Source organism: uncultured Oscillibacter sp. (assembly GCF_947654275.1).
GTDB lineage: Bacteria > Bacillota > Clostridia > Oscillospirales > Oscillospiraceae > Oscillibacter.
Genome location: NZ_CANTJS010000019.1, coordinates 41,267 through 53,757 on the forward strand (window position 1 = coordinate 41,267; position 12,491 = coordinate 53,757).

General features: G+C 48.3%; 14 protein-coding genes and 1 tRNA gene. 11 read left to right on the top strand and 4 right to left on the bottom strand.

Going from position 1 to position 12,491, the window contains the following annotated elements; translation table 11 throughout:
• Positions 1-11 precede the first annotated feature (11 nt).
• From Q0063_RS06970 to Q0063_RS06980, 3 genes are read left to right on the top strand one after another with little or no spacing between them, the layout of a single operon-like run.
• Positions 12-281 (top strand): ACT domain-containing protein, encoded by a 270-nt coding sequence (locus Q0063_RS06970; protein ID WP_297871252.1) that lies wholly within the window; start codon positions 12-14, stop codon positions 279-281.
• Positions 282-293: 12 nt separating this feature from the next.
• Positions 294-1,652: a PFL family protein gene (locus Q0063_RS06975; protein WP_297871253.1), complete on the top strand. Its 1,359-nt coding sequence runs from the start codon at positions 294-296 to the stop codon at positions 1,650-1,652.
• Positions 1,653-1,664: 12 nt separating this feature from the next.
• Positions 1,665-1,811, top strand: a complete 147-nt coding sequence (locus Q0063_RS06980) for a hypothetical protein (RefSeq protein WP_297871254.1) — start codon at positions 1,665-1,667, stop codon at positions 1,809-1,811.
• 28 nt (positions 1,812-1,839) lie between these two features.
• Here the strand turns inward: Q0063_RS06980 and Q0063_RS06985 are convergent, their stop codons facing one another.
• Positions 1,840-2,010 carry a hypothetical protein gene (locus Q0063_RS06985; RefSeq protein WP_297871255.1) on the bottom strand — a complete coding sequence of 57 codons (171 nt, stop codon included), beginning with the start codon at positions 2,008-2,010 and terminating at the stop codon, positions 1,840-1,842.
• Between the two features lie 117 nt (positions 2,011-2,127).
• Here Q0063_RS06985 and Q0063_RS06990 point away from each other — a divergent pair, with 117 nt between their 5' ends.
• Positions 2,128-2,376 (top strand): hypothetical protein, encoded by a 249-nt coding sequence (locus Q0063_RS06990; RefSeq protein ID WP_297871256.1) that lies wholly within the window; start codon positions 2,128-2,130, stop codon positions 2,374-2,376.
• A 119-nt stretch (positions 2,377-2,495) separates the two neighbouring features.
• Positions 2,496-2,735, top strand: a complete 240-nt coding sequence (locus tag Q0063_RS06995) for a hypothetical protein (RefSeq protein WP_297871257.1) — start codon at positions 2,496-2,498, stop codon at positions 2,733-2,735.
• A gap of 775 nt (positions 2,736-3,510) precedes the next feature.
• On the opposite strand, the gene Q0063_RS07000 is transcribed toward Q0063_RS06995, so the two are convergent.
• On the bottom strand, positions 3,511-4,860 hold the full coding sequence (locus Q0063_RS07000) for a glycosyl hydrolase family 18 protein (protein ID WP_297871258.1): 1,350 nt from the start codon (positions 4,858-4,860) through the stop codon (positions 3,511-3,513).
• An 807-nt stretch (positions 4,861-5,667) separates the two neighbouring features.
• Between Q0063_RS07000 and Q0063_RS07005 the strand changes: the two genes are divergently transcribed.
• The 5 genes from Q0063_RS07005 to Q0063_RS07025 all read left to right on the top strand — a co-directional run bounded on the left by Q0063_RS07005 (position 5,668) and on the right by Q0063_RS07025 (position 10,010).
• Positions 5,668-5,743 (top strand) — tRNA-Pro (locus tag Q0063_RS07005).
• Between the two features lie 186 nt (positions 5,744-5,929).
• Entirely contained in the window at positions 5,930-6,274 is a 345-nt protein-coding gene (locus Q0063_RS07010; protein WP_297871259.1) for a recombinase family protein, read from the top strand.
• A gap of 319 nt (positions 6,275-6,593) precedes the next feature.
• A complete protein-coding gene (locus Q0063_RS07015) occupies positions 6,594-7,160 on the top strand; it encodes a hypothetical protein (RefSeq protein WP_297871260.1) in 567 nt (188 codons plus the stop codon).
• Positions 7,157-8,089 carry a hypothetical protein gene (locus Q0063_RS07020; protein WP_297871261.1) on the top strand — a complete coding sequence of 311 codons (933 nt, stop codon included), beginning with the start codon at positions 7,157-7,159 and terminating at the stop codon, positions 8,087-8,089. The genes Q0063_RS07015 and Q0063_RS07020 overlap by 4 nt, the downstream gene beginning before the upstream one ends.
• 16 nt (positions 8,090-8,105) lie before the next feature.
• Positions 8,106-10,010: a metallophosphoesterase gene (locus Q0063_RS07025; RefSeq protein ID WP_297871262.1), complete on the top strand. Its 1,905-nt coding sequence runs from the start codon at positions 8,106-8,108 to the stop codon at positions 10,008-10,010.
• A gap of 336 nt (positions 10,011-10,346) precedes the next feature.
• On the opposite strand, the gene Q0063_RS07030 is transcribed toward Q0063_RS07025, so the two are convergent.
• Positions 10,347-11,228 carry a radical SAM protein gene (locus tag Q0063_RS07030; protein ID WP_297871263.1) on the bottom strand — a complete coding sequence of 294 codons (882 nt, stop codon included), beginning with the start codon at positions 11,226-11,228 and terminating at the stop codon, positions 10,347-10,349.
• A 174-nt stretch (positions 11,229-11,402) separates the two neighbouring features.
• Complete coding sequence (locus tag Q0063_RS07035) at positions 11,403-11,687, bottom strand: hypothetical protein (RefSeq protein ID WP_297871264.1); 285 nt, start codon at positions 11,685-11,687, stop codon at positions 11,403-11,405.
• Between the two features lie 356 nt (positions 11,688-12,043).
• On the opposite strand from Q0063_RS07035, the gene Q0063_RS07040 reads away from it, so the two are divergent.
• Positions 12,044-12,394, top strand: a complete 351-nt coding sequence (locus Q0063_RS07040; RefSeq protein WP_297871265.1) for a recombinase family protein — start codon at positions 12,044-12,046, stop codon at positions 12,392-12,394.
• Positions 12,395-12,491: the final 97 nt, after the last annotated feature.

Here is a 12,491-nt window from a genome sequence, read left to right on the forward strand (position 1 = left end):
GAGGATTTTTTATGAACGCCATCGTCACCGTCGTAGGTCAGGACCGGGTGGGCATCATTGCCGCCGTGTGCAACCGGCTGGCCGGACATAACGTTAACATTCTGGATATTTCCCAGACCATTCTGCAGGGCGCGTTCACCATGGTCATGGCGGTGGACGTCAGCGCCTCCGCCGCCTCCTTCGGGGAGCTGGGGCAGTCCCTCAATGAGCTGGGGGCGGAGATGGGTCTTTCCATCCGCATCCAGCGGGAGGAAATTTTTGACGCCATGCACCACATTTAAGGAGGGACTTTGATGCTGAATCAGAAGGAAATCCTCTCCACCGTCGAGATGATCGACCAGCAGCACCTGGACATCCGCACCATCACCATGGGTATCTCCCTTCTCAGCTGCTGCGACCCGGACCCCGGGCGGGCCTGTGAGAAGGTCTATGAAAAAATCTGCCGCTGCGCCGAAAAGCTGGTGAAAACAGGCCAGGACATTGAGGATGAATTCGGCATCCCCATTGTCAACAAGCGTATTTCCGTCACCCCCATGGCCATGGTGGCCGGGGCCAGCGAGACGGAGGACTACGTGCCCTTCGCCCTGGCGCTGGACCGGGCGGCCCGGAGCTGCGGCGTGAACTTCATCGGCGGATATTCCGCCCTGGTCCAGAAGGGCATGACCAAGGCCGATGAAAGACTCATCCGCTCCATTCCCGAGGCCCTGGCCCGGACGGAGCTGGTATGCTCCTCCGTCAATGTGGGTTCCACCCGGGCCGGCATTAACATGGACGCGGTGGCGCTGATGGGCCGGGTAATCAAGGAGACTGCCGCCGCCACGGCGGACCGGGACGGCCTGGGCTGCGCCAAGCTGGTGGTGTTCTGCAACGCCGTGGAGGACAACCCCTTTATGGCCGGGGCCTTCCACGGCGCGGGGGAGGCGGAGAAGGTCATCAACGTGGGGGTCTCCGGCCCCGGCGTTGTCTATCACGCCCTTAAGTCCGTCAGGGGCCAGCCTCTGGACGTGGCGGCGGAGACCATTAAGAAGACCGCCTTCCGGGTGACCCGGATGGGCCAGCTGGTGGCCCAGGAGGCCAGCCGGAGGCTGGACACGCCCTTCGGCATTGTGGACCTGAGCCTGGCCCCCACCCCCGCTATCGGGGACAGCGTGGCCCGGATTCTGGAGGAGCTGGGCCTTGAGGTCTGCGGCACCCACGGCACCACTGCCGCCCTGGCCATGCTCAACGACGCGGTGAAGAAGGGCGGCGTCATGGCCTCCTCCAGCGTCGGCGGCCTCTCCGGGGCCTTCATCCCCGTCAGCGAGGACGAGGGCATGATTGCCGCCGCCCGCCGGGGAACGCTGTGCCTGGACAAGCTGGAGGCCATGACCTGCGTCTGCTCCGTTGGCCTGGACATGATCGCCGTCCCCGGGGATACCCCGGCGGAGACCATTTCCGCCATCATTGCCGACGAGGCGGCCATCGGCATGGTGAACAACAAGACCACCGCCGTCCGCATCCTCCCCACCCCCGGCAAGACCGTGGGGGACACCATCGAGATGGGGGGCCTGCTGGGCAGCGCCCCGGTGATGCCGGTGCACCCGGAGTCCTCCGCCGGATTCATCAGCCGGGGCGGCCGGATTCCCGCGCCGCTTCACAGCCTGCGGAACTGAGGGGGAAGTCCTATGCTGTTTTTCTCTCAGCCCTCGGTGTTCCTGGGGGCTGATTTGCGGCTCAGGGCGGCGGGGAAACACGAATATATCTGGCTGGGGACCCTGCCGGACGGCAGCCCCCTCCTGCGCCGCCGGTATCCGGTATGTTCCAGCCTCTGAAAAAAGGACCGCCTGTGGGCGGTCCTTTTCATTCCTCTTCTTTTAAGCAGCTTTCAATCATGGAAACAACCACGTTGTTGAAGCTGGTTTTGTTTTCAGCGGCGATTTGCTCCAGACGTTCCGCAAGAGAACATTTCAGGTAGAGCGTTTTGTAAACAGCAGGCTCCTTGCGCTGTGTGTTTTTGATTTCAAACTTCATACACACGCCCCGTCTCGTTTTTTTCTAATATATCATCTCCCTTATGAAAAAAATAAATGAGAAAATTCTGGTGTATTTCAGAAAAGCGTGTTATGATGGAAGCAGGGAGGGAAGTCTATGGATTTGAACGGAGAGCTGAGGCGGGATTATCTGGCCCATGAAGAACGGCTGCGGGTCTGGATGGACCTGGCGGAGGATGCACTGCAATCGGAGAGCGTTCCCTGCTGTGCGCACGACCTGTTGTTCTGGGCCAAAACGGAGTTTACCCGCCGCCGGCGGTATCTGGGGGCAACGGAGGAAACAGTTCTGGAGCGCCGTGCCGGGACGCTGCTCCGTGCTCTGGCGGAGCGGCTGGCGCGGAGCTGAATCCGCAGGCTCTGGCAAAGGTTCCGCCTCTTCGGGGACCCCGGGAATGGAAACTGACCCTGCTGGACCCGGCCCTGTCCGGCCTCGTTCTGGGCCCCGCCCGGCGGGAGGGGAAGAGATTGACCGTCCCCTATAAAAACGCCCCCTGGGGACAGGGGCTGTACCTCTCCGCCATGGCGCTGGACGCAAAGGGAAGCGTGAAATACTACGGCGCAGTGACCCGGCTGGAGGCTCCGGCGGGGGAGGCGGTTTTAGATTGCCCGCTCTGCAAGGGGGAAGTGCTGCTGTTTGTCGAGCGGCGGAACGGGGCGAAGCGGACGGACTTTGCCGGCGCGCCGGTCCCCCTGAGGGAGGCATAGCCGGTTTTCGAAATCCGCCGGGCCCGGTGTCACAAGGCCGATCATAGCAAAATATACCAAAAAACCCGCTGGAGCTCCAGCGGGTTTTTTTGGTATCGGTTCGTGTATTACAGGTCCGCCACCGTGACCTCGTGGCCGGTGCGGGGGAGCAGCTTTTGCAGCACGTCCGCCGGAAAGCGTCTTTGGTGCAGTCAATTTTTGAGAAAACAAAGCCTTTATACAGTTCCCGCTCACCAGACAGCTTGAACAGGTCTGAACCTTGACAGATGTTTACCGCTTTGCGGGAAACTGAGCTGCTTTTGCCCTTGACGTCAGGCTCTACCCGCGCCCGGAATCCGTTTTCGTGAGAGATGGGCAGCAGTCGGATATAGGGCCGGCTAAAGCCGCCCGCTATCTGGTTGGAGGACACGCAGATTTGTTTGACCAGTCCCCTCTGGAAGGAGCCCACATTTGTTTGCCTCTAAAGGACTATGCCCGTTGGAGGACAGATTCTCTTGCGGTGCAGTTATTTCAGGTTCTATAATAGCAAGCGTCAAAATTCCCGACAAACGGGCAGGCCAGGGGCAGACCCCTACGGAGGTGCGTAGGGGCCGCCGTCCTCGGCGGCCTGCTGGCAGCAATTATGAGGGGTGCTATAGATTTATTTCTTTCAAATATCCAATACAGGACCGGCTGGCGGCAGGTGGGCCGCTGGTCTTGGGGCGGCAGGCAGATCGAAATCCAAAGAGCGGCCAGTGCCTGGACATTGTAAGTTTTTTTCGATTATTGTGGCAATCTAAGGCTGTTTGCAGGCATTTCCGATGGTCTGCAGCAGGCTTTCCTCCCGGCCGGCGGTATCCTGGGTCAGCTCCCAGATCATAATCCCGCCCAGGTGTTCCCTGGCGTACCGGGTTTTCTCCGCGATGGTATCCACGCCGTTGTAGTAGACTTCCATGCCGTTATACAGAACATGGTCCCGGGCGGAGGCCTCCGGAACAGCGGCCACAATAGTCCCATAGTCCGCCCAGCCGGGCCGGGTATAGAAGGGCACGCCCAGCACCACCTTGTGGGCGGGCAGACCCCGGGTTTCCCTCCAGTAGGTTCCGCAGTCTACGGCAAACTGATATTGGGAGTGCCGCTCCCCGTCTCCGCCGTCGTAGGCCATGACATTGATGAAGTCCACAGCATTCAAAACCGCGTTGGTGTGGGCGGCGGCGTCATAGTAGATATTCCCATCCGCGGTGGCTCCGCTGAGTACCGCCGCCGTCAGGAGCTTGCCCTGAGCGTGGAGCCGCTCAGACAGGGTCAGCATCAGGGCCTCATACCGTCTGGCGCTGTCGCCGTCCACCCGGGGATGCTCCCAGTCCATGTCCACCCCGTCAAAGCCGTATTCCTCGCACATGGCAAGGATGCTTTCTGCCAGCCGCAGGCGTTTGGCGTCGTCCGCGGCGGCCTCCATGAACACATTTTCCAGGGGAACGTCGTTGTAGCTCCAGCCTCCCACCGACAGCAGCACCCTGGCCCCGTTCTCATGGGCGGAACGGATCAGCGTCTCAGCAGCTTCCGGGTTTTCCAGAGCCCGCAGTCCGCCTTCCGCTGTGGGAATGGCAAAGGCATAGCAGACGTGGGTCAGCACGCCGAAGTCCACGGACCGGAGCTTGTCCGGCTTCCAGCTGGGGTAGTAGCCCACCACCTTGAAATCGGTCAGCGCTGTGTCCCTGGGCTCGGAGGCGTCTATGGGAACGCTGCCCACGCCCTCCGGCTGGACCACTTGGCCGTCCAGAATGCCCAGGTCTTCCCATACGTCACTGCCGCCGGGCTGTTCTCCCTGGGTCCACCATTTGGCCCGGTACCGGCGTCCTTGATAACAGACGGTGTCCCCTCCGGTGTAGACGGCGGCGCTGTTCCAGATATCGGCCGGTGATTCGGGCGCAGTGCTGCCGGCAGGTTCCCCTCTGGATGTACCCAGCTCCGAAGGGGGACTTACATCCGGGGCTTCGTCCGAAGCCTCCGCTGAGACGTCAGACCGGCTTTCCCCCTCTTGGCCTGCGGGTATCCGGGCAATATACGACCATATCAAGGAGGACGTCAGCACCCCAAGGAGAAATCCCCCCAGAGCGCAATAGATTCTCTTTTTTCTCTCCATGTCTTTCTTACCTCACCCCCATTGGACTCTATTATAGTCCGGGAAATAGTCTGGCGCAACTGTGAGATGGGGCCGGCGGTCTGGAACCATGGCGCGGCAGACCTTTTCCGCCAGCCGTCTTGCGCACCCGGATTGACGCCGTCTCAGTATCCAGCTATCGTACTGGAGAGCCTGTTGCCAAAATCTGCGCCAATACAGGTATTGGGAGAAGCACATTCTACTCTTGAATGAAACCCTACTCAGCAAACATAACAAATTCAGAACATACGGTGAGCCGGCGGGAGCTCCACAAGAAGAAGATGATTTAGAAGCTGGAGTAAACGATCGAAATTTTGCAGAAGGTAAACTGTACTGCAGCTGCACCACTGCAAGAGAAGTTACAGGAGCCTGCTAAGCTGTATAACCCATCCCCTAAGAACCGTACATATTTGATTGTATCAGCATTCCGGCAAGCGTATCAAAATAGAAATTCCCCTCAGTCTCTGATGCTTCACAGTGACCAAAGGGCACAATATACTTCCAGGACTTTCTGCAAGCTGTTGCGGATATTTTGGTTCATTTGACTCTGGATTTCAGCTTTTGGGCATCGGACGTCCATTTTTATGGGTGATGAATCAATGCCGGGAAGCCAGACAGCACAAGGGTTTCCGGGATAAAATAAGGGCAGGAGTATTGCCCGGTCCAATAAGGCGGTTCAATACTCTAACCCTGGTTAAAAAATTTTTTTATAAAATCCGAAAAAAGGGCTTGCATTATCAAGAAAAGTATGGTAATATACACAGGCTGACATGAGTGAGCACAAGATATCCGGGTGTAGCGCAGTTGGTAGCGCACTTGACTGGGGGTCAAGGGGTCGTGAGTTCAAGTCTCGCCACTCGGACCATTGTAGACAAAGCCTGCGTTTAACGATAGTTATACGCAGGTTTTGCCTTCTCTTGGAGTAATTACACTAAAACCGAGGTTCAAAATTGGCTATAATCACATATTGCAAGTGTTGGTAGGCAGATTTAAGGAGATTGGTTCTCTCTTAAACCTGCTTTTGTTTATGTTTTTAGAAAGTAAGGCTACTATGAAAATTCCATATGGCTATGTTTTAGATGGCGAAAAGATTGTTATCCATAAGGAAAGGGCAGATACTGTCCAAAGCATATTCGAGTATTATCTTGCCGGTGCCAGTTTGGGAAAGATTGTTGACATGCTTTTTGCAAAAGGCATTCCCTCCCCAACAGGGAACTCCAAATGGACTAGGGCAGCCGTGGACAAACTCCTCGCTAACAAAAAATATATTCCAATCGTTGGCATGAAAGTATATTTGGATGCTCAATTTGAAAAGGATCATAGGTGTAATGTGGATTATGAGAAAGTCGGACATCCGAGAAAGACGGCCAGATATCGGTCCCCTCTCTTGAAATGAGCCTGTACAAATTCCGTTCTTTCTGCTATACTTGTAAAAAGAGATTGTGATCATAACTTAGAAAGAAATTAGAGACTACAGAAACCTTTACAAAACTATATTCCTGTACATGAAGTAGATTGTTTCCGATTGTATGATATCATTGATTAAATTGACATACCGATATTCCAGTGAATCTTCTGGATGCAAAACTATAACACATTATATTGGATGCCAAAGCTGAACTTCCAGAACTACCAGCTACTGTAGGTACCTCTTTATTTGTTTGAGTTCCTATGATAAAATAAATTTTATATTTATCAGTGCGGGAGGAAGTTCCATGTCATTAGTTGTTGTCAGTGGAGTATCTGGAGCCGGTAAGAGTACCTTAATTCAGTATGCAATAACACATTTGCAAAATATTTCAAATATTGTTCCTATTACGGATCGACCTCCCCGCATTGGTGAGTCGAATGGAGTGGACAGGTATTTTTTCAGCACACAAAAGATACAAAGCCTAAGAGAAGAAAATCAATTATGTCTTATAAACGAAGTATATTCCCATATATACGGATATTTTGTTCAAGATATTCTATCGCCCAATCTCAAATTTATTGAACTACACCACAGCGTAATTCACCAATTGGATTCGATATGTCCCCACTATTATACAATTTGTGTCCAACCTGTAGATATTTGCACTTTAAGCTATTTTTTGAAAAGAAGAAACACTGAAGATAGTGAAACATTTACACGTCTTCAGTATTTAATGCGGGAGCTGTCGGAAATTAACGAACTAATTGCAACCGGTCAATTTAATTGTATTTTTACCAATGACTATACTGAAAAGTCTAAAACGCGGTTTTTAGAGCAAATTCAGTTGATTATGGAGGGTAGTATTGTATGAACTGGGATAATATAGAGTGGCTAAGATACTATGTCTGGGTCGTCAGGAAAGAAAGCTCCTGGGGGCGCAGTCAATCTCTCCATAATTACAGAAACTATATCCGACTGGAATCCGATGAGCTACGACTTGCTGTGCGCTTAGAAGATTACGTAAATATCCGTGAAGAGTTGGCGGATGTATATATGATGCTTGAATTTTATTGTCAAGAGTTAGTTGATCATCTGCGCTTAGTTCCCAATCATAAAAAGACCGTTGATTTGAAGAAATACGTTATTTCAAGTGACTCTCCTAAATGGGAGGGCACCGGGAAACAAAAGACGAATTCCTTGGCACACCTTAAAAGAGAACTTATAACGCTTGCAAGCTCATATTCGTTTTCGGAAACTGAGTTGTCTGAGGCTTCTTGTATAAAGTTGGTGCGGCGATACCCTTATCTCCTCCCCTATCAACAGATGACCATTGATAGCGAGTATTGGAGTGAAGAGTTCCAGTGGGAAACACAAAAGAATTATTATAAAATGTTGGAGTTTTGCACTTGTTTGACTGAAGGTTGCGAAAATTACCATAAGGCATATGATGGTAGAAATTTTTCTGTTGAAAAAAGTAAATCTGGAAGAAAGTCTTACATCGTCTGTCAGTCTTGCCAAAGTCGAGTTCCACTATCAAAAGCTGTGCTTTTCTATGGGAGCAAACAGGATTACAAGGTTGCACTACGTGCGGTAGTCGAATATATGAACACACAAGAAAAAGAGAGGATATGCGAACAGTATGGCCTTAAACCTAGAATATTGACAAATCTAATCCAACACTGTCAGGATAACCCTGAATTATTTAATTGCATTGCCAAGAGTCGTTATCATTCAGATCAAATTAATGAGACATATGGAGCAACTTCATTTATGCTCAAACCATTTTTCGGGGATGACTGAAAGATGATGGTACATTATGATTTTTTATTATGGGTTTGATAGAGAATTTTTAAATACAATGAACCTCGGAGATAAATCTCCAGAAATATCTAAAAAAATAGAGCAAAAAATTGAAGAGGAACTGAGAAACCTTATTTTCTTGATGCCGTTAGGTGAAAGAATCGTTATTTCTCCCACTTTCCGTTTTGAATCCCCCATTTGCAGACGAATTATCGCACATAATCGCGAGTTTATTGAGAATGGTTATCTTGCCCAGTATATGCGTGAGAACACTGAGATCGAATTCCGAGAAAAGAAAGCGGAGCGCTATGCACAGGCAATGCAATATTGCGATGAGTACCGAATTGCTTATTGTGACAATACTATTTACCAGCAAGTAAATGGCATTTGGATGTATAGGATTCCTAAAAAAGAATCGGTTGGTTTAAGCAGCAGGAAAATGTTTACAATAGAGCTCCAGCGGGTTGGTGCCAACCTAGAAATTCCTCAAACAACTATTGACGAGATTATATCTGTTATTCAGGATATTTCTGATGAGGTCTTCCTTTGGGAAGTCGTAGAGCACGAATTGCTAGAACGGGGTATACCTTGGAAAGTTATTCGAGATCTACGCATCCGCGAAAGAATGAATCAGAGTTACTTGGATGTGTTTAACTCACAAGATATGCAGATTCCGTTTCACTCCATCGTGAATGGCAATTCAACCTCAGGTCACAGTATATATGATATGTGGAAAATTGACTGCATTTTTCGGACGCTGGGAATCAACACTTTCTTATCGTTGCAATCAAATTCGTCTTTATTGAAACTGCATGAGAGCATCGAAATACAAGAGTTTCTCCAGATCATCCGAAACGGACTTTCAAGAGAGAAAAACATCCAAACTATTTGTGAAGACGTACAAAAAGCGGGAAACATTTTAGAAATGGCTTTAAAAATAACCAGTTATGGGGGGATATCTAATATGGAGATTAAGCGCGATATACTGCGTGAGGACACTTTAAAACTGTTACATATCTCTGATTTGCATTTAACTAATTTAGTTGATATGAAGAGACACTTTCAGAGACTAAAAATCGATTTGCATCATCAGCTGAGTCTGAGACGCTTAGATTATTTAATCGTTTCCGGCGATATATGTCATCTTCCGTGTGAAGAACAATACACTATAGCGCTTCAGTTTTTTCGGGATATAATAGCAGAGTTTGGACTGAGCCTTGATAAAGTAATTTTTGTTGTAGGTAACCATGATTGCGATTGGGAACTGTCAAAAAAAGCTTACGATGAAACGACAAAAACTTTTCGCGAGGGGGATTGGATTAGGCGTTTTGAAACTTATAATAAATACTTCTATTTTCCCCTATTTGGGCGGAACTTTTCAATGGAACTTTCTCAACAGATTGAACGATGCCAAGACGATATAAATAAGCTTTATATTGTAGGATTCAATTCTTCTAATAAAATCGACCACATAAATCGAAAAGCATCTTCAATTAACGAAGATGCTCTTTTGGGGGACAATGTGGGTGAGAAGCTAGGAGATGATTATATCAAACTCGCTGTATGGCATCATCCGATTTCAGGTAACGGAGCCATTGAAGACAAGACCTTTATGGATACCTTGGCAATTTTGGGATACGGAGCATGTTTTCATGGCCATATTCATGAGGCAACAAAAGAACATTATGATTTTGACGATTCCCATACTATCAAAATGATTGGAGCGGGCACGTTAGGTGCGCCACAAAAAGGTAGAGGTGACGGTATTCCTCTTCAATACAATTTGATAGAAATCGACCTGCCTCAGCGCGAATTAACTATCCACACCAGAAAGCGTGAAAAAGCAGATGGTGCATGGGTCGCTGATGCTCGCTGGGGCGATAAGAATAAGCCCAAGGCATATTATTCTGTTAAAGTGTAGATTATTACTATAGCTATGGGTAGTGTCAAGAGTTATGCGTAAATTTGTTTGCAGGCTTCGGATAATGAGGTCGACCAACAATAGAGGCATTCTCCGGGGTAGCCTTTAAGTGCTTTATGATAATGTGCTTCCTGTTGCCCACTGTGTACCAGCTACGTGCCGTTGCCTAGCTCAAACCAGCACGAGGACAGAGTTATCATCCGGGAAATAATGCATCATAATGCCGATTCTAATGGGATAGTAAAAAGTAATGGAACATGTGACATCTCGAAACGATTGTGAAAGATACCTCCGGGTACTTGACTTCCTTGATACTGGAGTCTGCAGCCCTGTTTTCTAAAAAATCTTGATGTGACCTCCGCTTTCTGTTTGCTTAAGGTGAGTTGCACGCATTTGACCACAAGCAATACCAATTTCACTGCCCATTGGGACAGAATACCGGAATTTAATCCGTTTGGGATCAACTAATTCTTTAAACTGTGCAACAAACTTGTTTCCATCTACGTCCACATGGCTTGAGGAAATGCTTGTAGGAAACACTGGAGTGAAACGAACAGACGCAGAGGAAAAAGATGACAGGAAATCAGCAAGGCGTTGTGCAGACTGTAACGATGTATTATCGGGTGTTAACATGTAGTTGAACGTTACCTGGGATCCCCGCATCAGCAATGACAGGGAAAACTGCCTAAGATCATTCATTGTCGCTATGGAAGGATGGTCTGGAATAATTTGATGACGCTCTGCATCAGATGAGCCGTGCAGCGAAATAAAATAATGCACGTTGTTAGAAAGTCTTAGCGCATCTTCAAAATTATTGCGAATACCTACTGTTGTAATATAGAAGCGGTCAATTATGTCGGAGAAGTGCTGAACACACCGAGAAACAGAGGTCAAATTCAATAAAGGTTCTCCATGTCCTGAAAAGCTCAAAATATCAATATGCACACCTTTAATTGAACAAATGTTAAGAACATATGAAACAATCTCTATCAACTCTTCCCCTGTCATATTCCGTATGTAGGGGAGGACGGCATGTGTTGTTGCACAAAAATGGCAACCTACAGGACAGCCAACCTGAGATGGCATACAAATATGTGTTCCATTCATTCCGGACCCACAATAGTAGAAAAAAGCTACTTCAATCACCACATCGTCATGTAGCGCCATAAGTAATTTGATACCATTCTCGCATTCTATCCGATTAATTTCGCGAACCATACAAATCTCCTTTCTTAAAGTATCACAGACTTTTTGCTACATCAAGGATGTATGGTATAATGTAGCTGCTAAAAAACGCCACATACAAGGTGGCTATACTATGAACAGTATAACATTTGATGTTGAAAATGAAAAGCGTTTTCCCTCAAGGATTCAAAATTTTTTCAAGGAGTATCAGATCAGCAACATCTTGAAGAACGTACACCCCATACAAAGAAAGAGCAGGGCTTCTCTATTGTTACGCTGATCCATTACCTGTTCTGCCTCATTTCCCGAAACCGCAATATGTTTCTGGACATGCCAGTCGGAAAAGGCACTGGAATTTAGGAAGGGTAACGTATGTTGCATGAAAAAATCCATGCATATTGCCTGTAACCGTTTTACGACCTTGCTTTCCTTCAAAATTATAACCGGCACCATCGAGCCATTAGCTTCAGAGAGTCGAAGGAATGCGTTCATCGTGGATGCTTCCATTTACGAACGCAAGGATTCCGCAAAGGTAGAACTGTTGTGCACAGTTTATGACCATGCTAACAATGCAAGACTCTCCTCCTAATTGAATGTAAATAATACAATAAACAGCTTTGCCATAAGCCTATGTCGACACATCTTTTTTGTCAACGAAAGACATTGTAGACAAAGCCTGTGTTTAACGATAGTTATACGCAGGTTTTGTCCATTCTTGGTAAAATTGCGCTAAAATCGGACCTTAAAATTAGCTACAATTACATATCATAGGTGTCAGCAAGCAGATTTGAGGAGATTGGTTATCTCTCAAACCTGCTTTTATTTATGTTTAAGAAAGGGAATCGATTATGAAACTTCCATATGGTTATGTTTTGGTTGGCGAGGAAATTACCATCCATGAGGCAAGAGCAGATGTTGTCCGCAGTATATTTGAATACTATCTTGTCGGAGCCAGCTTGGGAAAAATTGTTGATATGCTCTTTGCAAAGAGCATTCCCTCCCCAACGGGGAACCCCAAGTGGACCAGGGCAGCCGTGGACAAGCTCCTTGCCAATAAGAAATATATTCCGATTGTTGGTATGAAAGTGTACTTGGATACTCAATTTGAAAAAGATCATCGGTGCAATGTGGATTATGACAAGGCCAGACATCCGAGAAAATCGACCAGATATCAGTCCTCCTCCATAGAATTGGAATAAAGCTGTACAAATCCTGTTCTTTCTGATATACTTTCAGAAAAAGGGAGAATGGGATCATGACAGAGAAAGAAGTCGGTGAACTCTACACACGCTTGGC

Coding starts and splice junctions, on each gene's coding strand:
- Q0063_RS06970 (WP_297871252.1), top strand. CDS start 12: ATGAACGCCATCGTCACCGTCGTAGGTCAGGACCGGGTGGGCATCATT.
- Q0063_RS07040 (WP_297871265.1), top strand. CDS start 12,044: ATGAAACTTCCATATGGTTATGTTTTGGTTGGCGAGGAAATTACCATC.
- Q0063_RS07025 (WP_297871262.1), top strand. CDS start 8,106: ATGATTTTTTATTATGGGTTTGATAGAGAATTTTTAAATACAATGAAC.
- Q0063_RS07035 (WP_297871264.1), bottom strand. CDS start 11,687: ATGAACGCATTCCTTCGACTCTCTGAAGCTAATGGCTCGATGGTGCCG.
- Q0063_RS07010 (WP_297871259.1), top strand. CDS start 5,930: ATGAAAATTCCATATGGCTATGTTTTAGATGGCGAAAAGATTGTTATC.
- Q0063_RS06985 (WP_297871255.1), bottom strand. CDS start 2,010: ATGAAGTTTGAAATCAAAAACACACAGCGCAAGGAGCCTGCTGTTTAC.
- Q0063_RS06990 (WP_297871256.1), top strand. CDS start 2,128: ATGGATTTGAACGGAGAGCTGAGGCGGGATTATCTGGCCCATGAAGAA.
- Q0063_RS07030 (WP_297871263.1), bottom strand. CDS start 11,228: ATGGTTCGCGAAATTAATCGGATAGAATGCGAGAATGGTATCAAATTA.
- Q0063_RS07000 (WP_297871258.1), bottom strand. CDS start 4,860: ATGGAGAGAAAAAAGAGAATCTATTGCGCTCTGGGGGGATTTCTCCTT.
- Q0063_RS06975 (WP_297871253.1), top strand. CDS start 294: ATGCTGAATCAGAAGGAAATCCTCTCCACCGTCGAGATGATCGACCAG.
- Q0063_RS07020 (WP_297871261.1), top strand. CDS start 7,157: ATGAACTGGGATAATATAGAGTGGCTAAGATACTATGTCTGGGTCGTC.
- Q0063_RS07015 (WP_297871260.1), top strand. CDS start 6,594: ATGTCATTAGTTGTTGTCAGTGGAGTATCTGGAGCCGGTAAGAGTACC.
- Q0063_RS06980 (WP_297871254.1), top strand. CDS start 1,665: ATGCTGTTTTTCTCTCAGCCCTCGGTGTTCCTGGGGGCTGATTTGCGG.